The sequence below is a fragment of the Enterococcus sp. DIV0210g genome, from assembly GCF_050559705.1.
In the GTDB taxonomy this organism is placed as follows: Bacteria; Bacillota; Bacilli; order Lactobacillales; family Enterococcaceae; genus Enterococcus_B; species Enterococcus_B faecalis_A.
The window spans coordinates 30408-54536 of the sequence record NZ_CP187903.1 but is presented as its reverse complement, the minus strand read 5'-3'; the positions used below and the strand labels follow the sequence as shown (position 1 = coordinate 54536).

The 24129-nt window shown below is 39.9% G+C and carries 27 protein-coding genes; 4 read left to right on the top strand and 23 right to left on the bottom strand.

Annotated elements, in window-relative coordinates:
- Nucleotides 1-13: 13 nt before the first annotated feature.
- Together rpsG and rpsL are read right to left on the bottom strand one after the other, a co-directional pair.
- The gene (gene rpsG / locus IGI64_RS00270; RefSeq protein ID WP_016623870.1) at nt 14-484 is read right to left on the bottom strand and encodes a 30S ribosomal protein S7; all 471 of its coding nucleotides are present in this window, start codon (nt 482-484) and stop codon (nt 14-16) included.
- Between the two features lie 71 nt (nt 485-555).
- Nucleotides 556-969: a 30S ribosomal protein S12 gene (rpsL, locus tag IGI64_RS00265; RefSeq protein ID WP_002294318.1), complete on the bottom strand. Its 414-nt coding sequence runs from the start codon at nt 967-969 to the stop codon at nt 556-558.
- 308 nt (nt 970-1277) lie between these two features.
- Between rpsL and rpiA the strand changes: the two genes are divergently transcribed.
- The 3 genes from rpiA (at nt 1278) to gpmA (ending at nt 3589) form a co-directional block, all read left to right on the top strand.
- Nucleotides 1278-1955 carry a ribose-5-phosphate isomerase RpiA gene (gene rpiA / locus IGI64_RS00260; protein WP_016623871.1) on the top strand — a complete coding sequence of 226 codons (678 nt, stop codon included), beginning with the start codon at nt 1278-1280 and terminating at the stop codon, nt 1953-1955.
- A gap of 117 nt (nt 1956-2072) precedes the next feature.
- Entirely contained in the window at nt 2073-2651 is a 579-nt protein-coding gene (locus IGI64_RS00255; protein ID WP_016623872.1) for a recombinase family protein, read from the top strand.
- Between the two features lie 251 nt (nt 2652-2902).
- Entirely contained in the window at nt 2903-3589 is a 687-nt protein-coding gene (gpmA, locus tag IGI64_RS00250) for a 2,3-diphosphoglycerate-dependent phosphoglycerate mutase (RefSeq protein ID WP_016623873.1), read from the top strand.
- Between the two features lie 71 nt (nt 3590-3660).
- Here the strand turns inward: gpmA and IGI64_RS00245 are convergent, their stop codons facing one another.
- The 3 genes from IGI64_RS00245 to IGI64_RS00235 all read right to left on the bottom strand — a co-directional run bounded on the left by IGI64_RS00245 (nt 3661) and on the right by IGI64_RS00235 (nt 5806).
- Nucleotides 3661-4353 (bottom strand): N-acetylmannosamine-6-phosphate 2-epimerase, encoded by a 693-nt coding sequence (locus tag IGI64_RS00245; protein WP_429939112.1) that lies wholly within the window; start codon nt 4351-4353, stop codon nt 3661-3663.
- A gap of 135 nt (nt 4354-4488) precedes the next feature.
- Complete coding sequence (locus IGI64_RS00240) at nt 4489-5223, bottom strand: hypothetical protein (protein WP_429939110.1); 735 nt, start codon at nt 5221-5223, stop codon at nt 4489-4491.
- A 61-nt stretch (nt 5224-5284) separates the two neighbouring features.
- On the bottom strand, nt 5285-5806 hold the full coding sequence (locus IGI64_RS00235; RefSeq protein WP_429939108.1) for a GNAT family N-acetyltransferase: 522 nt from the start codon (nt 5804-5806) through the stop codon (nt 5285-5287).
- Nucleotides 5807-5978: 172 nt separating this feature from the next.
- Between IGI64_RS00235 and IGI64_RS00230 the strand changes: the two genes are divergently transcribed.
- Nucleotides 5979-6101: a putative holin-like toxin gene (locus IGI64_RS00230; protein WP_429939106.1), complete on the top strand. Its 123-nt coding sequence runs from the start codon at nt 5979-5981 to the stop codon at nt 6099-6101.
- Nucleotides 6102-6456: 355 nt separating this feature from the next.
- On the opposite strand, the gene IGI64_RS00225 is transcribed toward IGI64_RS00230, so the two are convergent.
- The 18 genes from IGI64_RS00225 to IGI64_RS00140 all read right to left on the bottom strand — a co-directional run bounded on the left by IGI64_RS00225 (nt 6457) and on the right by IGI64_RS00140 (nt 23844).
- Nucleotides 6457-7029 (bottom strand): Asp23/Gls24 family envelope stress response protein, encoded by a 573-nt coding sequence (locus IGI64_RS00225; RefSeq protein ID WP_016623878.1) that lies wholly within the window; start codon nt 7027-7029, stop codon nt 6457-6459.
- Between the two features lie 12 nt (nt 7030-7041).
- Nucleotides 7042-7230 carry a DUF2273 domain-containing protein gene (locus IGI64_RS00220; RefSeq protein WP_016623879.1) on the bottom strand — a complete coding sequence of 63 codons (189 nt, stop codon included), beginning with the start codon at nt 7228-7230 and terminating at the stop codon, nt 7042-7044.
- Nucleotides 7231-7242: 12 nt separating this feature from the next.
- Nucleotides 7243-7809: an alkaline shock response membrane anchor protein AmaP gene (gene amaP / locus IGI64_RS00215; protein WP_016623880.1), complete on the bottom strand. Its 567-nt coding sequence runs from the start codon at nt 7807-7809 to the stop codon at nt 7243-7245.
- Between the two features lie 27 nt (nt 7810-7836).
- Complete coding sequence (locus tag IGI64_RS00210) at nt 7837-8730, bottom strand: SDR family oxidoreductase (RefSeq protein WP_016623881.1); 894 nt, start codon at nt 8728-8730, stop codon at nt 7837-7839.
- A gap of 28 nt (nt 8731-8758) precedes the next feature.
- Complete coding sequence (locus IGI64_RS00205) at nt 8759-9706, bottom strand: magnesium transporter CorA family protein (protein ID WP_429939103.1); 948 nt, start codon at nt 9704-9706, stop codon at nt 8759-8761.
- A gap of 456 nt (nt 9707-10162) precedes the next feature.
- Entirely contained in the window at nt 10163-11341 is a 1179-nt protein-coding gene (locus tag IGI64_RS00200; RefSeq protein WP_429939101.1) for an iron-containing alcohol dehydrogenase, read from the bottom strand.
- Between the two features lie 125 nt (nt 11342-11466).
- Nucleotides 11467-12171 (bottom strand): purine-nucleoside phosphorylase, encoded by a 705-nt coding sequence (deoD, locus tag IGI64_RS00195; RefSeq protein ID WP_016623889.1) that lies wholly within the window; start codon nt 12169-12171, stop codon nt 11467-11469.
- Between the two features lie 16 nt (nt 12172-12187).
- Nucleotides 12188-13006 (bottom strand): purine-nucleoside phosphorylase, encoded by an 819-nt coding sequence (locus tag IGI64_RS00190; RefSeq protein WP_429939099.1) that lies wholly within the window; start codon nt 13004-13006, stop codon nt 12188-12190.
- Between the two features lie 12 nt (nt 13007-13018).
- Complete coding sequence (gene deoB / locus IGI64_RS00185) at nt 13019-14185, bottom strand: phosphopentomutase (protein ID WP_429939097.1); 1167 nt, start codon at nt 14183-14185, stop codon at nt 13019-13021.
- A gap of 161 nt (nt 14186-14346) precedes the next feature.
- Complete coding sequence (locus IGI64_RS00180) at nt 14347-15303, bottom strand: ABC transporter permease (RefSeq protein WP_016623892.1); 957 nt, start codon at nt 15301-15303, stop codon at nt 14347-14349.
- A complete protein-coding gene (locus IGI64_RS00175; RefSeq protein WP_016623893.1) occupies nt 15303-16436 on the bottom strand; it encodes an ABC transporter permease in 1134 nt (377 codons plus the stop codon). The genes IGI64_RS00180 and IGI64_RS00175 overlap by 1 nt, the downstream gene beginning before the upstream one ends.
- Nucleotides 16429-17991, bottom strand: coding sequence for an ABC transporter ATP-binding protein (locus tag IGI64_RS00170; RefSeq protein WP_034861811.1), 1563 nt, complete (start codon nt 17989-17991; stop codon nt 16429-16431). The genes IGI64_RS00175 and IGI64_RS00170 overlap by 8 nt, the downstream gene beginning before the upstream one ends.
- Before the next feature lie 519 nt (nt 17992-18510).
- Nucleotides 18511-19587: a BMP family lipoprotein gene (locus IGI64_RS00165; RefSeq protein ID WP_034861879.1), complete on the bottom strand. Its 1077-nt coding sequence runs from the start codon at nt 19585-19587 to the stop codon at nt 18511-18513.
- Nucleotides 19588-19651: 64 nt separating this feature from the next.
- Nucleotides 19652-20059, bottom strand: a complete 408-nt coding sequence (locus IGI64_RS00160; protein ID WP_429939093.1) for a cytidine deaminase — start codon at nt 20057-20059, stop codon at nt 19652-19654.
- A gap of 4 nt (nt 20060-20063) precedes the next feature.
- Nucleotides 20064-20726, bottom strand: coding sequence for a deoxyribose-phosphate aldolase (gene deoC / locus IGI64_RS00155; RefSeq protein WP_016623897.1), 663 nt, complete (start codon nt 20724-20726; stop codon nt 20064-20066).
- 15 nt (nt 20727-20741) lie between these two features.
- Nucleotides 20742-22043, bottom strand: a complete 1302-nt coding sequence (locus tag IGI64_RS00150) for a pyrimidine-nucleoside phosphorylase (RefSeq protein WP_429939091.1) — start codon at nt 22041-22043, stop codon at nt 20742-20744.
- 139 nt (nt 22044-22182) lie between these two features.
- The gene (locus IGI64_RS00145) at nt 22183-23199 is read right to left on the bottom strand and encodes a LacI family DNA-binding transcriptional regulator (protein WP_016623899.1); all 1017 of its coding nucleotides are present in this window, start codon (nt 23197-23199) and stop codon (nt 22183-22185) included.
- 42 nt (nt 23200-23241) lie between these two features.
- Nucleotides 23242-23844 carry a class I SAM-dependent methyltransferase gene (locus IGI64_RS00140; RefSeq protein ID WP_429939089.1) on the bottom strand — a complete coding sequence of 201 codons (603 nt, stop codon included), beginning with the start codon at nt 23842-23844 and terminating at the stop codon, nt 23242-23244.
- Nucleotides 23845-24129: the final 285 nt, after the last annotated feature.

Below are 24129 nucleotides of genomic sequence, written 5' to 3'. Positions count from 1 at the left end.
GGCAGAGAGGATCTTACCAACGATAATGAGCAAATGCGCGGTTCGCGTCTGCCATTTTGTGTGTGTCTTCGCGTTTTTTAACAGAAGCACCAGTGTTATTGGCTGCATCCATGATTTCTTTCGCTAGACGTTCTTCCATTGTATGTTCTCCGCGTAGGCGAGCATAGTTCACTAACCAGCGTAGAGCTAAAGTGATACGACGTTCTGGGCGAACTTCAACTGGTACTTGATAGTTAGAACCCCCAACACGACGTGCTTTAACTTCAAGAACAGGCATAATGTTGTTCATTGCTTGTTCGAAGACTTCTAATGGATCATTACCTGTAGATTCTTTGATGATTTCAAAGGCTTTATAGATAATTTTTGATGCAGTCCCGCGTTTTCCGTCAACCATTACACGGTTGATCAAGCGAGTTACTAATTTTGAGTTATAAATAGGATCTGGTAAAACATCACGTTTTGCAACAGGACCTTTACGTGGCATCCGTAACTCCTCCTTCCGAAATAGTTCTGCTTATTAAAATAAGTCAGTTTGTTTGATTGATTTGATTAAATTTATGCTTTAGGTTTTTTAGTACCGTATTTAGAACGGCTTTGTTTACGATCGTTAACACCAGCAGTATCTAGTGCACCACGAACGATATGATAACGTACCCCTGGTAAGTCTTTTACACGTCCACCGCGTAGCAATACAACGCTGTGTTCTTGTAAGTTATGACCGATACCTGGAATATAAGCAGTAACTTCAATCAAGTTTGACAAACGAACACGAGCATATTTACGCAAAGCTGAGTTCGGTTTTTTAGGTGTCATTGTTCCCACACGTGTAGCTACCCCACGTTTTTGAGGAGAGTTCACGTTTGTTTGAGTTTTCTTGAAACTGTTATATCCTTTGTTCAATGCTGGTGAATTTGATTTTTCCACCTTTGATTTACGAGGTTTACGTACTAATTGGTTAATTGTAGGCATTCCTTGTTTTCCTCCTTCCTCGATTCGCTTCTAGTTCCACACATCCAGGTGGTTCTTTTTTTGCGATAAAAAATAAATGCAATCTTCCTGCATTTTATCAAATTATGCTTTGATAAACAGTCAGCACGTCTCCATACGAGAGACCTGTAGATAAAGCACCTTTGTTAGGATAGCATGATTACTTTCGTATGTCAACTTCTCCAAAAACATTTTTTTAAACAAAGAAAACACGCAAGTAAGTATATCTTTTTATTGATAGAACCGCTAAAATAGCTTTGAAAACTTAAATCAAAAGGTGGAGCGTAAATATGAACTTAAAACAAAACGCCGGCATCGAAGCGGCGAAATATGTCAAAGATGGTATGGTCGTCGGACTTGGCACAGGGTCTACGGCCTATTATATGGTTGAAGAACTAGGCCGCCGTGTCAAAGAAGAAGGTTTAAGCATTATCGGTGTGACTACTTCCTCTGCTACTAAAGAGCAGGCAGAAGCTTTAGAAATACCATTGAAGAGTATCGATGATGTTGATCATGTTGACTTGACGATTGACGGCGCAGATGAGATCAGTGAAGATTTCCACGGTATCAAAGGCGGCGGCGCGGCCCTTCTTTTTGAAAAAATCGTTGCTTCTTATTCTAATGAGATTATCTGGATCGTTGACGAATCCAAATTAGTTACAAAACTTGGCGCATTTCCTTTACCTGTTGAAGTAATTCCTTATGGTTCGCAGCAGCTGCTTCGGATTTTCAAAGAAAAAAACTATGATCCTTCCTTACGTTTAGATGAGCACGGTTTCCCTATTTTGACAGACAGCGGACACTACATCATTGACCTGCACCTTCAAACCATTGAGGAACCAGAGAAACTAGCTCACTATCTAGACAGCTTAGTCGGCGTAGTCGAACACGGTTTATTCCTAAGCCTTGTTTCAACAGTGATCGTCGGAAGTGAAGCTGGCGTGAAAACACTGCACTCTTCTCATTAAAAATTTGATTTAGAAGCAAAAACACGCACATGGCCGCTATTATTTTCTGCCAGAATGTGCTACATTTTTACTATTATATATATGAACAATAAAAAACACTGCTAGAAAGGAACCACTATGAAAATTATTGGTTATGCTCGTACGACTATCAATGATCAGAATCTAACCGAGCAAATCGACAGACTCTCTGCATTCGGATGTCAGGAGATTTTCCACCACGCTTATGACGATCAAGAAAAATTGATGGAGGAACTGCTGGAAACAGTGATACAAGAAATGCAGCCAGGAGATACACTTGCTGTATGCCAACTTCATCGTTTAGGGAAATCGACACGTCAGCTGACAGAGTTGACAGAGTTTTTCAAAAAAAATGAACTGCATCTTGTTAGTTTAGATGAGGAATTAGATACTCGGAAACCAATGGGGAAAATCTACTTCCAGCTGATGGCTGGTTTGGCCGATATGGAATGTGCGTTGATCAAAGAACGAACTCTTGTGGGCTTGAACGAAGCACGTAAAAAAGGGAAAATCGGCGGCAGACCAAAAATCGATCCAAAAACGATCAAGAAAATCCGTCAGCTTTACTATGAGAAAAAAGAAACGATCCAATTCATTTCTGCAAAATGCGGCGTTTCCGTGGGGACTTGTTATAAGTACATCAATCTTTCAGAAGAAGAACTTCCGCAATTATTTTAAATATCTTATAAGAGATTGAATAAAGAAAGCGAAAAAACTTCACTTTGACAAAGAGGCTGGCAAGGGTATTGCTAGCCTCTTTTTTTGAAGAATCCTGGTCCAAGTTTTGAAAACCAGCTTTTCTTCTCTTCCCTACTTCTGCAAAAGCAGAATTCTTATCTATTTTACATTGGAAATTTAGTCAAAAAAATTGTACAATAGCAAAGGAATTGAAAATTTCAGAAACTATATTATTTAAAGGAGAGCTAAATATGCCAAAATTAGTTTTTTCTCGTCATGGACTTAGCGAATGGAATGCGCTAAATCAATTCACTGGCTGGGCTGACGTAAACTTAGCACCAGAAGGAATCGAAGAAGCAAAAGAAGGCGGACGCAAAATCAAAGAAGCTGGAATCGAATTTGATATTGCCTACACTTCTGTTTTAACTCGCGCAATCAAAACATGTAACTTGATTTTAGAACATTCTGACCAACTTTGGGTACCTCAAGTTAAATCTTGGCGCTTAAACGAACGTCACTATGGTCAATTACAAGGATTGAACAAAAAAGAAACTGCTGAAAAATACGGAGACGATCAAGTACACATCTGGCGTCGTTCTTACGATACTCTTCCTCCATTAATGGACGAAAACGATGAAGGTTCAGCAGTAAACGACCGTCGTTACTCAATGTTAGACAAACGCGATATCCCTGGTGGAGAAAACTTGAAAGTTACTCTAGAACGTGCATTGCCATTCTGGCAAGATGAAATCGCACCAGCTTTGTTAGATAACAAAACTGTTTTAGTTGCTGCACATGGTAACTCTCTACGCGCTTTAGCTAAACACATCGAAGGTATTTCAGACGAAGATATCATGGATCTTGAAATCCCAACAGGTCAACCACTTGTTTATGAATTAAACGATGACCTAACAGTAGCTAAAAAATACTACTTATAAGATAGTAAAAAAAAGCAGTTCCAGTCTTCGGACTGGGCTGCTTTTTTTGTTTTTCTCTTTGATTTTTTCTTCTAGCTCAACGCTTGGATAAATCGTTCGGTGATCTCTTTTGGCCGCGTGATGGCTCCGCCGACAACGATTCCCGCCACACCTAATGATTGGATTTCTTTTGCCTGTTCCGGCGTATGGATCTTGCCTTCCGCAATCACACAAACATCTGCTTCGAGCAATTGTTTGATGAGACCAATGTCCGGACCTTCTGTTTGCAGTCCACTTTCGTTTGTATAGCCGCTTAATGTCGTTCCTACAAAATCAACGCCTGCTTGATATGCATTGAGTCCTTCTTCAAAGGTAGCAATATCTGCCATCAGTAGTTGATTCGGATATTTTTCTTTGACTTTCTTGATGAATTCATTGATTGACAATCCATCATGACGTTTTCTCAATGTACAATCCAACGCTATCACTTCTACCCCTTCAGCAGCTAGTTCGTCGATTTCTTGCATCGTTGCAGTGATGAACGGCTCTTCTGGCGGATATTCTCTTTTGATGATCCCAATGATCGGCAAATCGACTTTTTCTTTGATTTGTCGTATGTCTCGAATCGAGTTTGCACGGATACCAGCTGCTCCAGCTTCTTTTGCCGCTAATGCTAGCAAAGGCATCACTCCCCCAGCTTCTGTATATAGCGGTTCTCCAGGTAAAGCTTGGCAAGAAACGATAAGCCCTCCGTTGATTGCTTCTAAAAATGCTGCTTTTTCCATACTCCAAAACGCTCCAATCTTATCACTTGATACAGTTTTTCTTTCTAAAATCACTATAGCACACGCTTACATGGTTGTAAAAATCAATTTAATCAAGCTTTTCCTAATTTTAATAAGGCTCATCACTCATTTAACTTATATAAATACAAATAATATCCCTGAGAAAATAGTGCCCAAGAGAAAATACTTTATGCTCCCTTCACCGCCGTCAGGTAATTCAAATTTGATAATATTCATAAGCAATGCTCCTGTGATAAGAGCTTCGATTGAAATAACTACATAATAAGGCAGCGTGAAAGCCATTGAGAGAACAGCACCTGTGAAAATACTCAATGAAAGTAAAAATCTGCCAATTTTATTGTATAATTCGCCATGATGATGATATAACGTCCAATCGTTCATCAAAAAATGCAGTCCGAAAGCAAGAAAATAGGTCGCTATGTAAAACCGCTCAGAAAGCGTATTGGCAATCACGATATAACCAATCATTAAATTATAGACTATGTGAAAGGAGATATCCGACCAGAAAAAAGCATTTTTGGCACTAGCTATATCTTTTTTCTCTAAAACCATAAACGTTCTTTCGTCTATTTTATAGGCCACGTAGCTTCCAACTAAACCTACCAATACGATTGCATAAATCGTATGCGTATAAAAAACACCCGTCTCCCAAGCAAATTCCTTAACTAAAATTGTTTGAAAATAAGCTAAATGCGGCAATAAGTGAACAATTGCATAGGATACACCTACTCCAGCAGCAAGAGAACTCATTACCTGTACATTTAATTTTCGGGATAAAAAAAAGTTGGAGCTTAAGTGGATAAAAATAAAACCTGCCACGATGATAAAATTCACTAAATTTTCTGCCATGATACGTATTGTTCGTTCCCTTTCTTTCACTTCTCCATTTTTCTAAGTTTCTATTTTATTGTTAACTTTTTTGTGATCCACCCAAAAGATAGTGCGGCATATCGACACCACGATAATGCTTGATGAATTCTCCTTCTATTTTCATGCCATTTCGCAGAGCAACATTTTGTGAGGCGCTGTTGCTGTCACGGATGATTGAGTAAACTTTCTCAGCGTTCAATGTGTCGAAAGCATACTCTTTACAAGCAGCCGCTGCTTCTGCTGCATAACCGTGATGCCAGAATGCTTTCTGGAAAAGGTAGCCTATTTCAAGAACCTTTTGCCCATTGTAATTTTGCATCGTCAGCCCGCATTGCCCAATCATTTCGTCTGTTTCTTTTAAAAGGACTGCCCATAAGCCAAAGCCGTATTCTTTATAATTGCGGAGCTGTTTATCTAGCCATTCTTGTGTTTCAGCATCAGAAAAAGCGCCTTCATAAGCATACATGACAGCTGGATCTTGTAGTATTTTACGCAAAGAAGAGTAATCAGATTGTTTCATTTCTCGTAAACACAATCTGTTTGTTTCAATCCTAACAACCATTTATATATACCTCCAATCCAATGCGACACTATAATAAATTATAGCAGACTGCTCTTTGAAAGCGAATTTTTATTCTATTTTAGCTATGTTATAATAATGAGAACAGTAAAGTTTAATGACGGTGGCGGCTTCTGAAAGGTGGTGGTGCTTATGAATGTAAGTGCTGAAATCTATGAAAGGAGTAAGCCTTTTGTCTGCATATGAGACGATCCAGACGATTCTAGGCTTTGGTATGTTTACCATTGCTTTGATCAGTGTGGTTGTGAACATGCTTAAAGACGACAATAAAAAGTAACCAGTCATTAACTTTAGCGAGTCTGACTAATTACTTTCATTCGTAATTAAAAATCGCTACCGTCTTAAACGGTGCTGTCGGGGAGTTGTTTGCGCAACTCCTCTTTCGTTGTTAATTATAACAACAAAACACCCTTTTTACAATCACAATGACAAATGAAGAATTCTCATGAAAAGTATGTTCCTGTCTAAAAAAGCAACCAGTCATTCACTTTAGCGAGTCTGACTGGTTGCTTTCACTAGTAATTAAAAATTGCTGCCGTCTTAAACGGTGCTATCTGGGCGTTGTTTGCGCAACTCCTCTTTCGTTGTTGATTATAACAACAAAACAATTTCTTAAACAAGAATTAGATAGATTATTGAACACGTGGTTCTGAATTGTCTTTTACGCGTTGTGCGCCTTTGTCTACTGCATGTTTTGCTTTGTTTGTTTGCTTAGAAGCAAATTCACCAGTTGCTTTGGCTGCACCTGTTACTTTATCTTGAACTGTTTGGCTGTCTTTTTCATATTCTGCTACTGTTTTGATGTCTACTACATTGACATTTACTTCAATAACATCTAAATGAGTCATGTTTTTGACTTCTCGGCCAATCAATTCTTTCATTTCATCATAGATTTTTTCGATATCTTTTCCGTATTCAACCACAACATCCATATCTACAGCTACTTGTTTCTTACCTACTTCTGTTTCGATACCGGCTGTAAGATTGTCAGTGTTCACTAATTTTTCAGCGATATTAGAGAAGAATCCGCCGTCAACTGTCAATAAGCCGTCTACGTTTTCTAATGCGATACCGATGATTTTTTGGATTACTTTATCTTCATAAGTCAATTCACCATTCATAGATGAGTTCCCCATTTCATTTGTTTGTGTGTTACCTGGTGTTACTCTAGAAATATTTACGTTTTTGTTGTCTTCGAATGCCATAATCGTTTCCTCCTAAGATTTAAAAATATTATCTAATAAATGTGTTTGTTTTAGATAAAAGCCGATACCAAGTCCTATGGCTGCCATTATCAATAACAGCAGTGTTTTGAAAAAACCAACCGTTATCCATAAGATCCCTAATATCAAACCTAATCCGCCGAAAATAATTGGAAGTTTGTATTTAGAAAAAAATTCATTCATTCAAGCCCCTCCTTAATCCACTCGAGAGTGCGTATTGTCTTTAGGGTCTTCATTTTCTTGATAACCGCTGTAGCGGACAGCTACTTTCACGTTATCTCTGGTTCCTAATACGCTTTGTATATGTTCTTCGATGGTTTTCATCAACGTTCCTGTTTGTCCGATCAATGAAGATGTTCGTTTCAACTGGCCTTTGATTTTGACATCGATTTTCCGCTTAGTTGCGTGAACATTTACTTTAGGCGAATCAATAAATTCCTCTTGATGCAGCTGCGAACGTACCAGCCCTTCAATCGCTTTTTTATCCAAAGTCAATGTGCCGTCTTGACGTTTCAGTACAAATGTTTCTTTTGCCTTTGGAGAAAAAAGAAGGAACAGCCAGAAAAGAATGATTAAGCAAATAAACCCTATAGCCACCCAGAATGCATATTGCTGTACATAATAATTGGTCAAAGTGAAAAACCGGAATCTTTCCAATGGAATCGGCATAAGATACGGAACATTTATCAGCGCCAATATAATGAGCACTGAGAGCAGCAGTAGACTGCCGATGACACTAATTACTTTTACTCCTCGATTCATTTCACACCTCCTGCAACTCTGTTTTTTCTATAAATTAATGGCTTCGCCGCCAGTAACTCCATAAATTTGTGCTGTTACATAACTTGCTTTGTTTGAAGCTAAGAAAACATATACAGGTGCTAATTCTCCTGGTTGACCAGCTCGTTCCAGCAAGCTTTGTTGGCCAAATTCAGGAATATCTTCTTGAGGCTGACCATGATCCAGTTGAAGTGGTGTCCAAATTGGGCCAGGTGCTACACCATTGACACGAATCCCTTTTGGCGCAAGCTGTTTGGCTAAACCGATAGTGAAGTTTGCAATCGCAGCTTTCGTTGATGCATAATCTAGTAAATGTTCACTTGGATTAAATGCTTGGACAGATGTCGTCGTGACGATAGCTCCGCCAGCTGGCAAATGAGGTTCTGCTTCTTTTACTAAAGCAAACATTGCAATGATATTAACAGTAAAAGTATCTTTTACTTGTTGGATCGGTAATTCAGCGATAGATTGCTGAGAAATTTGTTGTCCAGCATTTAGGACCATCGTATCTAATCCACCTAAACCGTCGACAGCTTTTTGGATGATTTCTTTTGGCGCTGAGTCATCTCTCAAATCATATGGAAGCAAGATAACTTTTCTCCCTGCTTTTTCGATATAAGAAGCCACTTCTTTTGCATCTTCTTCTTCACCAGGGAAAAATTGTAACGCAATATCTGCACCTTCTCTTGCATAAGCGATTGCAGCAGCTCGTCCAATCCCAGAGTCGCCTCCAGTAATCAAGACGCGACGGTTTTCTAATTGACCGCTTCCCTCATACGTTTCTTCACCGCAATCCGGTTCGGGTGTCATTTTCTTTTGAAGCGCCGGAGTATCCTGATCTTGTTTCTCGAATTCTTCCGTGTGATACAATTTTCTTGGATCAATCAAATTTGGTTCTGCCATTGTTTCTCCTCCTTATAATTTGAACATTTTATTTACTATAGTCTTTTCTTGATAAGTGCCAACCGACCAGAGCTGTTAGAATAACTGCGCCGATTATTACTAAAAAGAAACCTAATGTTGAATTTTCTCCTGGCATCCCGCCAGTATTCATTCCCCAAAGACCTGCAATCAACGCTGGAATAGAAATGATCAACGCTGCGGAATCCAGATACTTCATCAAATGGTTTAAATTGTTATCCATCATTCCGTTGAACAAATCTCCGATGCTTTCCAGCAGGTCACGATAAATCACAATCATTTTTTGTGCTTGCCGCTGACGTAAATGTACATCATAAAGCAAATTTCCTTCTCCTAGCCGTGTGGTAAAATTTTCATCTCCCCACAATTCTTCCATCGTGCTTTTTTGATCCCTTAGCGTGTGGTCAATGTACACAATATTTCTTTCCAAGGTTGCTTGCCTAAACAATTCCTCGTTTTCGGTCGTTTTTCTTGCCGCACCGTCCAGCTGATCAATCTGTTTTTTCATCGTCTTCAATTCATCAACAAAATGGTTGTAAATGGTCAGAATGGAGTACATCAAGATTTTTTCGAAAGAAATAAGACGAACACCATATTCTTCACGTAGATTTTCAATAAAATTGGCTTTACTGTGCTTGCTGTCTCTGCATGTGATCATCAGACCTTCTGAAATGATGTGCACGACTGGTTTCAAACGATCTTCTATTTGCCCCTCTGTTTTTTCTAAGTCAATCAAAGCAATTAACAAAGGGTCTTTGAGTGTTGTTTCTGTCAGATATTCGATCCTGGAAACTTCTTCTGGGTAGGTACTGCCTGTAAATGTATCATCAGGCAAATGAAACTTCTGAATTAGTTCGCCCACTGCTTCATCATCAGAGCCGTCTGCAATGAGCCAATTGTAATTACTCTCATCTGTTTCCACTACTCCTTTTTCATCCACAAAGTAATAAGAAAACATCTGAATTCCCCTTCCTGACTTAAAAAAATGCAACTATTAGCGATAAACAGAAATGAAACGATAAAAATAAACAGTTATCTAATAGAAAAAAACATTTTGAACCTCTCATTCAAATTGAACGACCTTTGATAAAAATAGATTCAAAAATAATGGTAGGAATCGCTTTTTATTTTAATCATCTTCTAACCTACTCTACATCAATAATATTCCTTTTGTTATTTTCACGCAAAAAATATGTTCGTAAATTTAGTTATTTTTTGGTAAAAAACCTTTATATCATAAGAAAAACACTGAAAAACAAGCGTTTGTCTTTATTTTTCATTTTCTCTTCAAATTTTCCAATTGAGAAACACAACTCTTATTCTTTTTAATCTAGGGATAAAAGCTAATTGTTTAGGATGAGTATTTTTCCAAACAAAAAGACATGGCAGCCGCCATGTCTTTTATACTTATTTTTTACATCTCTGTCATACTTGCTTGATAGATTGCTTCGACATCTTCTGCATGTAATGGAACAAAGGCAGTTTCAGAAATCGAGCTATGTGCAACAGCTTGTTTCGCCATTTCTTTGAAGTCTTTATCCGTGTCGATTCCAACTTCTGGTAATGTCATTGGTATGCCGCAAGAAACAAAATAATCATACAATTTTCTGATTCCTTCACGTGCTGCTTTTTCTGGATTTTCTTCTTGGACACCCCAGACTTCTTTGGCAAAACGTGCGAATTTAGGTGTTGTTTCTTCATTTAAAATATGCAGCATCCAACGTGGAGTTAGAATAGCTAGACCTACACCATGCGTGATGTCGTAAAAGGCACTTAATTCATGTTCCATCGCATGACAAGACCATGAACCTTTTTTCCCGCTGCCTGTCAATCCATTCAAAGCTAGCGTACTTGCCCACATTAAATTAGCACGTGCATCATAGTCTTCTGGATTTTCTAAAGCAATTGGTACATTTTTGATGACTGCCTTCATCAACCCCTCCGCTACACCGTCTTGGACATCCGTACCCGGAGTAGAATCAAAATAATTCTCCATTAAGTGGCTGAAAATATCCGCAGATCCAGCAGCTGTTTGATATTTGGAAACAGTAAATGTCGTCGTTGGATCAAGAAAAGAAGCTTTTGGCAGCATTTCCCATCCGCCAACTCCTAATTTTTGATTTGTTTCTGGATTTGAGATAACTGCTCCGCGATTCATTTCGCTTCCTGTCGCAGCTAGCGTCAACACAGTAACGATTGGTAAAACTTTTTCAACACTTGCTTTCTTGATAACAAGATCCCAAGCGTCGCCTTCGTAAAATACACCTGCTCCGATGACTTTGGCACAATCAATCGTTGAACCGCCGCCAACAGGTAGGATGACATCTATGTTATGTTCTCGGCAAAGTTCCACACCTTTACGGACTGTTTCAATCCGAGGATTAGGCTCTACGCCGCTTAGTTCAAAAACGTTGAATCCATGTGCGTGCATTAAATCATTGATTTTATCATACAGACCATTTTTCTTGATGCTGCCTCCGCCATAAACAAATAGGACATTGGTGCCAAATTGTTTCAATACTTCTGGAAGTTCATCTAAGCGATCTTTTCCAAATCGGATATCTGTTGAGACTTCAAAACGAAAATTTTCCATGTTACACGCTCCTTTTTTTATTGATCATGATTATCATAAACAAAAAATGCGGATAGAACAATAGATTTGATACTATTGGTCTACCCGCAGGCTATCGAAAATTTCTAATTATTGAAAAAAGTGGTTTATTGGATGATCGTCTCTAATCCAGCCTCGATCATTTCATTGAATGTTGTTTGACGTTCGCTGGCTGTTGTTTCTTCACCAGTGATCAAATGGTCGCTGACAGTACAGATTGCTAGTGTTTGAACATTGAATTTTGCACCTAGATAATAAAGAGCTGCTGCTTCCATTTCGACGCCCATCACCCCTAGTTCTGCCAGTTTCATTGTCTCTGTCAAATCATCTTTGTAAAAACTATCTTCAGACAAAACATTACCGACATGGACTGTAAATCCTTTTTTCACGGCAACTTCATAAGCGTTCTTCATCAATTGGAAATCAGCGATCGGCGCAAAATGAAATTGTTGAAAATTCTTTTGGATCATAGAAGAACTTGTTACTGCTCCTTGTGCAATCACTAAATCGCGGACATGGATATCTTTGGATAATGCGCCGCATGTGCCTACACGCACCAATTTTTTCACATCATAAGAATTGATTAGTTCGTGGGCATAAATCGCTGCTGACGGCATTCCCATACCCGTTCCTTGGACAGAGATACGTTCTCCTTGATAATACCCCGTATAACCTAACATTCCGCGAACATTATTATAACAAACAGGATTTTCTAAAAAAGTTTCCGCAATATATTTTGCACGCAGCGGATCTCCTGGCAGCAAAATCTTTTCTGCGATCTCACCTTGCTTTGCTTCGATATGGACACTCATGGCTTACCTCCGTTAATTAAAGTATAGTCAGTGTTTCTTTTACCAATGTTTTGAATGATGCTTTCACACGTTCTGTTGTTTCTACTACTTCTTCATGATTCAAGCTTGATTGCATGCCTGCTGCTAGGTTTGTAATACAAGAAATACCTAATACGTTCAATCCGCTATGAGCAGCAACGATTACTTCAGGAACAGTAGACATACCGATTGCATCCGCACCCATTGTTCGTGACATTCTGATTTCCGCTGGTGTTTCGTAGGTTGGACCTGAGAAGCCCATATATACGCCTTCTTTGATATCCAAACCTTGTTTTTCTGCGGCTGCAGCTGCTTTTTCACGATATTCTGGTGTATAGGCATTGCTCATGTCAGGGAATCGAGGACCCATCTCGTCGAAATTTGGGCCAATCAGCGGGTTATCACCAGTAAAATTGATATGGTCAGTAATCAGCATCAAATCGCCTGGAACAAATGATTCATTTACGCCGCCGCAAGCATTCGTTACAATCAATGAATGGGCTTTAAGTGCAGCCATTACTCTTACTGGATAAGTAACTGTCTGCATAGAATGGCCTTCGTAATAATGGAAGCGACCTTGCATCGCTAAAACTTTTTTGCCAGACAAAGTACCATAAACCAACTGCCCAGCATGACCTACTACTGTAGAAACTGGGAAATGTGGAATATCGTTGTAATGGATAGTAACAGCATTTTCGATTTCTTCTGCTAGTTCACCTAATCCTGAGCCTAGAATCAATCCAAATTCAACTTCTCCTACTCCTTGTTCAAGGATAAATCGAGTTGTTTCTTGCAACATTTCATTCAACTTAGTCATCCGTCTTATCTCCTACTTCAATAATTTTAAGAAACTTTCGCCATTTTCTGTTGGAGCTACATCAAAGTTTTCTGCAATTGTTGCTGAGATATCTGCGTAGTAGCCTTGAGGAAGTGCTCCTTGCTGCTGCATTTTTTTACTGTAAACCAATAACGGGACATATTCACGGGTATGGTCTGTTCCTGGGAAGGTTGGGTCATTTCCGTGATCGGCGGTGATCATCAATAAATCATCGTCTGCCATTGTGTCTAAGATTTCTGGGATTCGCAAATCAAATTCTTCGATTGCATGGGCATACCCGATAACGTCGCGGCGATGGCCGTATAATGCATCAAAATCCACCAGATTTGTAAAACTTAATCCGGTAAAATCTTTTTTCATGACATTCAACAATTGGTCAACGCCATCCATATTGCTTTTTGTGCGTACAAACTCTGTGATGCCTTGCCCGTTGAAGATATCGTTGATTTTACCAACAGCAATCACATCTTTTCCGTCTTCTTTCAATGAATCCAGAACAGTATGACCGAATGGATCAAGCGCATAGTCATGACGATTGCTTGTTCGTGTAAAGTTTCCTGGTTCTCCAATGTACGGACGCGCGATAATACGACCAATCATATATGGCTCATCTTTCGTGATGTCACGGACAAATTGGCAAATACGGTAAAGTTCTTCTAATGGAATGATTTCTTCATGTGCTGCGATTTGCAGTACTGGATCGGCAGAGGTATAAACGATCAGATCTCCTGTTTCCATTTGATGTTGACCATAATCGTCAATAACAGCTGTTCCGCTATATGGTTTATTGCAGACGATTTTTCTACCGGAAAATTCTTCGATTTGATCCAATAATTCTTTCGGGAAACCGTTTGGAAAGACACGGAATGGTTTTTTGATATTCAATCCCATGATTTCCCAGTGGCCAGTCATTGTATCTTTACCAACAGATACTTCTTCTAATTTTGTCGCATAGCCTTGATGGTCTTCTACTGCTTTGACTCCTTCAAGAGGACGGATCATACCTAGACCAAGTTTTTCCAGATGAGGAATCGTCAATCCAGCTTCTTTTGCGATGTGACCTAATGTGTCTGCTCCGACGTCATTGAATTTTTCTGAGTCTGGTGCTTCACCGATTCCGACTGAATCCATAACAACTAAATGTACACGTTTAAACATGGCTTTTCCTTCTTTCTTTTTTCTTTCTTAAATAAGGCGTCCACGGATTCAAGATTTCTGTATCCGCAAACATCTTCTTATTAACAGATTAGCGTAAATACACAAAAAAGGCGAGACTAAGAAACATTTCCCATAGTCCCACCCTTTCAGCAACTAAAACGTTATTTCGATTTGATGTAATTCTTCCCGTTTGCTTTTGGTCCAGATGCTTTGCCTAAGAAAACGACTAAAACGATGATCGTTAAAACATAAGGAGCAATCTGCAGCAAGACTGGCGGAATAGAAGAGATAACTGGCAGTTGGGCACCGATGATACTCAAACTTTGAGCAAAACCAAAGAATAAAGATGCGCCCATTGCGCCTAATGGATTCCATTTTCCGAAAATCATCGCAGCCATTGAGATAAACCCTTGACCCACGATTGTTCCAGCAGAGAAGTTACCTGAGATCGATTGAGCAAAAACTGCGCCGCCCATACCGCCAAGTAAACCAGAAATCAAGACACCTGAATAACGCATTGCGTAAACATTGATCCCTAATGTATCTGCGGCTTGCGGATTTTCACCCACAGAACGTAATCTCAAACCAAATCTTGTTTTAAAAATAATGAACCATGCAATAACTGCAATCACGATTGCTAAGTATGCAGGTAAAAATGTATTTCTAAAGAAAATCTGTCCAATCACTGGGATTTTTGACAGCCCAGGGAATGAATAATAACCTAAGTTGAAGTTGATATTGTCTGTCTGACCTTTGCCATACCAGACTTTGATCAAAAACACACCTAACGCTGGCGCCATCAAGTTGATAACTGTCCCGCTGATGATATGATCTGCACGTAAGCTGACTGTTGCCACCGCATGAAGCAGCGAGAACAAGACACCGACTGCACCACCAACCAAAATCGCGATCCACGGAGTCATTGCGCCTAATGTCGGACTCATCGTCAAGTTAAAGACGATCGCGCTGAACGCACCCATGACCATGATACCTTCCAAACCAACATTGACGATCCCGCTTCGTTCAGAAAAGGTTCCTCCCAAAGAAGTAAGGATCAACGGAGTCGAATACACAAGCGTTGAAGTAAGAATCAACGAAATCAAACCTACAGTTGACATTATAGATCTCCTCCTTCCTGATCTTGGTTTGTTGGTTTAGCTTCCAAGTTGGCAACTACAGCTGTTTGTTTTTTGCCTTGGAAAAATTTCGCCATCAAGAAACGGATCAAGAAATTGATACCTACAAAGAAAATGATTAATGCGATCGAAACATTTACGATCTCGAATGGGATACCAGCACCAGTCTGCATACCCAAACCACCGATTTTCAAAATACTGAATAACAAAGCCGATAACAAGATACCGATTGAAGAACCAGCACCTAGAAGAGAAACGGCCATACCGTCAAATCCAATTGATAGAGAAGCTGTTTGTACGAAGAAGTTTTGATATGTTCCTAAACCTTCTACAACGCCTCCTAGACCCGCCAATGCGCCAGAAATGACCATTGACAAGACGATTGTCCGTTTGCTGCTCATACCTGCGTATTCCGAAGCAAATGGGTTCAAACCTACCGAACGGATCTCATAACCAAGCGTTGTCTTTTTCATCAAGAACCAAACGGCAACTAATGCAACTAATCCTAAAATCAAACCGCCGCTTACTCGTGAGCCGCCGAAAAATTGTGTTAACCAAGGAATTCTCAATGAAGCATTTTGACTGATCATTGCTGAAGAATCCAAACTTGTACGGAAACTTTCAGGCATCACTTCATGAAGCATGAATGTACTTGTATAAAGTAAAATATAGTTCATCATAATTGTTACGATTACTTCACTTGTTCCAAAGAATGCACGCAGCAAACCAGGAATAGCAGCTGCCATTGCCCCTGCTAATGCGCCTGCGATCACACATAAAGGAACAAGGACGATTTTAGACATATCTGGAAACGCTAAAGCGATCCAAACACTAACGATCCATCCGCACAATGCTTGTCCAGAAAGACCGATATTAAAGAAGCCGGCTGAATTCGCCACTGAGAAGCCAAGTGCTGTGAAAAGCAATGGCGTTGCTTGTCTTAATGTCTCACCGATACTTCTTTGTGAACCAAGTGATGCGTTCAGCATCGAAGAATACCCAGAAATAGGGTTAAGGTTAAATACTGCCATCAAAACAGCTCCTAAAAGCAAGCCGATAATTACTGAAATGATAGGCACTAGTAGATTACGGATCTTTTCACTGCGATCATTCATGAACGCCACCTGCCTTTTCTAACTCTTTCCGCGCTTCTTCTAACGAGTAACCTGCCATTAGAAGACCCAATTCATTTTCAGTTGTTTCTTTTGGATCAACAACTCCGACGATTTCGCCTTCGTGAATTACCGCGATGCGGTCAGAAACATTTAGAATCTCTTCCAATTCAAAGCTGATCAATAGAACTGCTTTGAATTTATCTCTTTGCTCGATCAAACGTTTATGGATAAACTCGATCGCACCGACATCAAGTCCGCGGGTTGGATTTGCAACAATAAGCAAATCTGGGTCGCGGTCTACTTCACGAGCGATGATCGCTTTTTGCTGATTTCCGCCAGAAAGAGCTTTTGCAGGAACGATTTCGTTTGTTGTACGAACATCGTATTCGTCAATCAAATTACGAGCGTGTTCATTGATTTCTTGATAATTCAATACACCGAATTTGCTGTACGGCTCTTGATAATAAGTTTGCAGACCAATGTTTTCTGCTAAGGTCATATCAAGGACTAAGCCATATTTGTGGCGGTCTTCCGGCACATGACCAACGCCAGCTTCAGTGATTTTACGTGGTTTATGATTTGTAATATCATTACCGTTTAGGCGGATTTTTCCGCTTTCTGCTTTTCGAAGCCCAGTCAATGCTTGGACAAGCTCTGATTGTCCATTTCCATCGATTCCAGCAATCCCCAAAACTTCACCAGCGCGGATTTCCAAGCTTAGATTTTTTACTGCTGGGATGCCGCGGTTTTCATTGACGACAAGATTTTCAATCGACAACACTGCTTCTTGCGGACGTGCTTCTTTTTTATCTGTTTTAAATGAAACGGAACGGCCAACCATCATATCAGCCAGTTGTTGTGAAGTAACATCTTTCACATCTACTGTTCCAATTCCTTGGCCTCGGCGAATCACGGTACAGCGATCTGCGACTGCTTTGATCTCATCTAATTTATGCGTAATCAAAATGATTGATTTGCCTTCTTTGACCAGTTCTTTCATGATAATAATCAATTCTTCGATTTCTTGCGGGGTCAATACTGCTGTTGGTTCATCAAAAATCAATACTTCTGCACCGCGGTAAAGAGTTTTTAAAATCTCGACACGCTGTTCCATCCCGACTGAGATATCACGAATGTACGCATCTGGATTAACAGATAATCCATATTGTTCAGAAACTTTTTGGATTTCTTCACGGGCTTTTTTGCGGTCAATGACACCAGCTTTGCTTGGCTCACTACCTAAAATAATATTTTCCGTCACTGTAAATGCGTCAACGAGCATGAAATGCTGATGGACCATTCCGATACCGAGCTGATTTGCTTTTGTAGGACTAGTAATTTCTACTTTTTCTCCACGCAGCAAGATTTCACCGGAAGTTGGTTCTAAAAGACCTGATAACATATTCATCAATGTCGATTTGCCAGCGCCGTTTTCTCCTAGCAGTGCATGGATCTCTCCAGGTTTGACCTGCAAGTTGATATTGTCATTGGCTTTGAAGGTGCCAAATTGTTTGGTGATGTTCTTCATCTCAATGACAAAGTTTTCTTGAACCACATTTTTCACATCCTAACGATTTATATCCAGGGCAACGATCAACAAAAATCACCAATGTTGCGATGATTTATCTAAAGTGATGAAACACTTCGGGATTTTGCTCCCTTATTCAAAGAGGTCGTGAACTCAGCGTCTTGCTTTGAGCAGTAAGGAATAATTTTTTAAAAGTCGCTTCTCAGACTTTTACGAAAATTTGACTTAGTGCCGAAAAGCAGCTGAGTGAACACCGTTTAAAAAGAGGTCATGAAAGAACCGTTTAGCTTCAAGCATTAAAGAAGACTTTCAGAAAATAGTTCTTCATATTTTTTGAAAGTTTGAATTAATGCCGAAGAAGCTGGTTCTTGAACACCGTTTAGATAGCAGTCGTGAAAGAACCGTTTAGCTTCAAGCAGCAAAGAGAAAAGCTTTAAAACAGCTCTATCTTTCCAATTTACGATCTCTTTGAATAAAGAAACAAATACATTTAATCTAAACCATAGCCTTGTCAAACGGATGTCCAACAAGGCTATAGAAATTTTATTAATTTTCAGGAGTTTCTGGTACTTTGATATCGCCTGCGATGATTTTTTCTTTTGCTTCATCAACCGCTTTTTGTGCTTCGTCAGAAAGTTGTCCTTTTGTCAAACCAACACCGTCTTCTTTCAAACCGTAAACAGTGTGTTCGCCGCCAGGGAATTTGCCGTCAGCAGATTTTTGTGCCAAATCTTTCACGACAGTATCTACGCCTTTAAGTGTAGATGTCAAAGTGAAGTTTGCATCTTTGCCGTCTTTTGTATATGAACCTTCGTCTGATTGGTCACGGTCAACACCGATAACCCAAACTTCTTTTTCGCCAGATTCATTCAATGATTTCGCTTCTTGGAAGACACCATTTCCTGTACCGCCTGAAGCGTGGAAGATGATATCTGCATTTTGTCCGTACATTGCTTGTGCGATTGAACGTCCTTTATCAGGAGCATTGAAGTCACCTGCGTATTGGTTCAATACTTTGATATCTTTGCCTAATTCTTTAGCACCAGCATCAACACCAGCTTTGAAACCTGCGTCAAAACGGTCGATAACTTCACCTTTCACACCACCAACAAAACCAACAACATTTGTTTTTGTTGTGTAAGCTGCTGCGATACCAGCTAAGTAAGAAGCTTCGTTATCTTTAAATGTTGCAGATACGACATTGTCTAACCCATCAATAACATCATCGATAATAACAAAGTTTGTTTCTGTGTTGTTTGTTGCTTGTTCTTTGATCGCTGGTTGTAATTTATAACCAACACCAAAGATTGTTTTGAATCCTGCGTTTAACGCTTGGTCAATATTTGGGATATAATCTGATTCGCTTGCTGATTGGAAATATTGGTAGCCGTCGTTTCCGCGAGAAAGATCATTTGCTTTCCCCCACTCTTGCAGACCTTCCCAAGCAGACTGGTTAAATGAACGGTCATCGACACCGCCTGTATCTGTGATCAATGCAGCAGTTGCTGTACCATTGCTGTTTGAGTCACCTGAGTCTGATGATCCGCCGTCTCCGCATGCTGCTAGAAATAGTCCAGCAGATAGAGCAATCGCGCCCAAACCAAATAATTTTGCTTTTTTCATTTCTGTAAAGCCCCCTAAATATAATTGTTTTTTTCCAACAGTCAGATGACTGAATGAACGTAGATTATAGATCTTTTTCTGTAAAAGCATATGGCAGCAGCTGTCGGACTGTCATTTTTTTGATGACGCCCTCATCGCCTACTAATGTCACAGGCATTTCTGGTGAACAAAACTCAGCCATGACTTGGCGGCAAGCTCCGCACGGTGAGATTGGTTCTGGTGTGTGACCAGCGACGACTAAATGACTGAAGTTCTTCTCTCCTTCAGAGACTGCTTTAAAAAATGCTGTGCGTTCTGCACAATTTGTCAAACCGAATGACGCATTTTCGATATTGATTCCTTGATACGTGTTGCCTTCATCTGTGACAAGACAAGCGCCTACTGGAAATTTTGAATAGGGTACATACGCTTTATCCAAAGCACTGACTGCACAGTCGATCCATTCTTTTTTTGCTTTTTCAAATCCGCTCATGATTCTAGTATCCTTCTCCTGATGTACCAGAAACGATTGCAACGCCTGCGCTCGTTCCGATACGTGTTGCTCCTGCTTCGACCATAGCCATTGCTTCTTCTGCGTTATGGATACCGCCAGAAGCTTTAACGCCCATATCTGGTCCCACTGTTTGGCGCATCAAGCGAACATCTTCTGCTTTTGCACCGCTTGTTGAAAATCCTGTTGAAGTTTTAACAAAGTCCGCGCCTGCTGCTTTTGCTAATTCACATGCTTTGACTATTTCTTCGTTATTCAACAAAGCTGTTTCAATGATTACTTTTACAAGAGCTTTATCTTTAGCTGCTTCTACCACAGCTTCGATATCTTGTTGTACTTTTTTATATTGTTGTGATTTCAAGGCACCGATATTGATAACCATATCGACTTCATCTGCACCATTTGCGATTGCATCTTTTGTTTCGTAAGCTTTGACGCTTGATGTGTTTGCTCCTAGAGGGAATCCGATAACTGTACATACAGCGACTGGTTCACCTGCTAATTTTTCTTTTGCAAGTGCTACCCATGTCGGATTAAGACAAACAGAGAAAAATTGATATTTTTTTGCTTCTTCAATAATGCGTAATACATCCTCTTCTGCAGCATCTGCTTTTAAGATTGTGTGGTCGATCATTCTGTTTAATTCCATTTGTATGCCCCTTTTCTATTCTGTGATGATTGCATGGACTAATGTTGGTTTTTCCGCTGTCTCACTTATTTCAATATTTTGATATAACAACTTGGAAACATCTGCTACATCTGGATTATTGCTGTAAATCGTCAGCAGTGATTCGCCTTTTTGGACGTTGTCGCCAACTTTTTTATGCAATCGCAAGCCAACTGCGTGGTCGATCGTATCTTCTTTTGTTTTGCGTCCGGCACCTAGCATCATCGCTGCGATTCCTAGTTCTTTCGCTGCAATTTTCGATACGACACCTGAATCCTCGGCTGGAAGCTCGATCACATGCTGTGCTGTGAGCAGTTTTTCCGGCGCATCAACGATTGAAGGATCTCCGCCTTGGTTTTGGATCATTTCTTTGAATTTCGCTAAAGCTTGACCAGACTCTAATGCTTCTTCTAACATTTTTCGGGCCTGTTCAGCTGTTTCTGCTTTCCCAGCCAAAACAACCATTTGACTACCTAGGACATAACACATTTCCAATAAATCTTCTGGGCCGTTTCCTTTTAATGTATCAATGGCTTCAACAACTTCCAAACTATTGCCGATTGCTTCACCCAGCGGCTCGGACATATCCGAAATCACTGCAATTGTTTGTCTATTTGCTAGTTCGCCGATGCTGGTCATTGTTTTCGCTAAGCGTTTAGCATCGTCGATATTTTTCATGAACGCGCCGTCGCCGATCGTCACATCCAGAACGATTGCATCTGCACCTGAAGCGATTTTCTTACTCATAATAGAGCTTGCGATCAATGGAATCGAGTCCACCGTTGCTGTGACATCTCTTAATGCGTAAAGTTTTTTGTCTGCTGGTGCAAGATTTCCGGACTGTCCGATAACAGCTACATTACTTTCATTTACTAATTGTATGAAGGTCTCATCTGAGAGTTCTATTTTAAATCCTGGGATTGCTTCTAATTTATCAAGTGTTCCGCCAGTATAGCCTAGACCGCGTCCAGACATTTTTGCAACAGGCACGTCAACACTTGCGACAAGCGGAGCAAGTATCAAAGTAGTTGTATCACCAACGCCTCCGGTAGAATGTTTGTCTACTTTTATGCCGTTGATCACACTAAGATCGATCACGTCACCTGAATGGGCCATTGCCAAAGTTAAGTTCGTGATTTCCTCATTTGTCATGTCTTCATAAAAAATTGCCATCAGTAATGCACTGACTTGATAATCGGGAATCGAACCGTTTGTATAGTTCGTGATTATATAGTCGATTTCCTCTTTAGATAAACGATCACCGTTTCTCTTTTTTTCAATCAAATCTACCATTCGCATCGCTTGATCCCCCTTGTCTCCACCAAATATTATACATGATTTTCCTACATGGTAAACCACTTTAGTAAACTGGTTTACTAAAGTCTACAGAAATATTTCCTCTTTTTGAAAACACTTACAAAAGCAATATACCGCCTAGCTAGTTCTTTGTCAATGCTTTTACGCTCTCACGAATAATTAATTTTGTTTCAAAAATTTTGTTCGGAACTTGTCTATCCGGGAATTCGATCGCATCAATCAAGAATTTCGCTGAATAAAAGCCGATGTCAAAACTTGGCTGTTTAACCGTTGTGAGTTTAGGAATCATATATTCAGACAGTTTTAAGCCGTCAAAACCAACAACAGAAATATCCTCTGGTACACTTTTACCGATTTCATCAATTGCCTGATAACAACCAATCGCCATAGCATCATTTCCGCAAAAAACAGCGGTTACATCTTTGTGACGAAGCAATCGTTTGGTTGCGGTATATCCGCCTTGGACCGTCAAATCTCCTGGTTCGACCAATGCACCGCTAAAAGGGATACCTGCATCTTTCAATGCGTGCTTATAGCCGTTGAATCGCTCTTCTAATTGATAATAGCCAGTCGTTTCTTTCAACATACCGATCTTTCGATGGCCTTTTTCAATCAAAAGCGAGACTGCCTTGTACGCGCCCTCGTATTCTTTTACAATCAAACGCCCTGTGTCTCTGTTATTCAAACCGCGGTCAATCAAGATAATAGGGACATTTTGATAGAAACCGCTGTCTAAAGAAAATTCCTCTGGCAGCAGATTCGGCGTCGCAAAAAGAATCCCGTCTACTGAACGATGCATCAATTCTTGCAAATATTTTGTCTCGTTTTCTTGACTATGTCGGGAATTGCATAACATGATCACGTACCCTAAAGGATTGAGGTAGCTTTCTACTCCTTCAATCAGTTTTGAAAAGAAAAAATCTGTAACATCCGGAACGATCATGCCAATCGTTTTTGAATGTCGATTAATCACATTTGATGCGAAGTAATCTGGTTTATAATGATGCTCGTTGACGATTTCCAACACTTTTTTTCTCGTTTTTTCGCTGAATCTGCTGCCTTTGTTGTTCAAGATCTGTGACACAGTTGTCACAGATACACCAGCCATTTCAGCAATATCTCTGATTGTTAGCTTCATTTGCCCTCCCCTATCCGTTCTTGCTTGTTTTGTTTTAAATAATCAGTCTTCTTTTATACTTTTCAAAATATAATAGCCTTTGTCTTTTGTAACGATTTCTACATTACCGAAAGTTTCTTCCATTTTTTTCTGAGCACTTGGCGCCCCTTGTTTTTTCTGGATCACGATGGTCAAGGTACCGCCTTTTTTCAACCGTGGATAGGCGCCTGTCAGAATCTCGTGAACGACTTTTTTTCCGGCTCGGATGGGTGGGTTGCTGACGATCGCTGCATAAGTATCTTTTACTTCTTCATAAATATTTGATTGATGGACTTCCACATTCTCGATATGGTTTCGTTTCGCATTTCCTTCCGCTAATCCGACAGCGCGCTGATTGATATCGACCATTTCTACAGGTAATTGGCTGGCATAAGCGAGAGCTAAACCAATAGGGCCGTATCCGCAGCCTACATCTAAAATTTTCCCTTCTGGCAGCTCTGTCCAAGTAAAGGCGTCGATCAATACTCGGGAACCATAGTCCACTGTTTCACGTGAAAACACCCCAGAGTCTGTCACAAATTGGAATTTCTTCCCTTTGAGTTCAAAACTCCATTGTTCCAAGTCATGTGCCGTGTCTGGCTGTTCTGTATAATAATGGTTTGTCATCGTCTTCATTCCTTTAGTTCTGATTGTTCATAGTCTACCTTTAATAGATAGTGGAATCAAGAGGATTTTCGCAACTTTTGGCGCCATATTTTACTGAAAGACGAACGAAAAAACACAGTTATCGTTTTTTTGTTCTAAAAAATCACTATTTAAAACAGCTGTTCAAACTTTATTATTACCTGTTTTCTTTCCAAAGAAAAACGCTTTAAAAATCATTTCTGAGATTACTCTTAAAACTTGTACTTTAAGTAGTATAGTTTATAGAATTTTTATGTTAGAATAAGT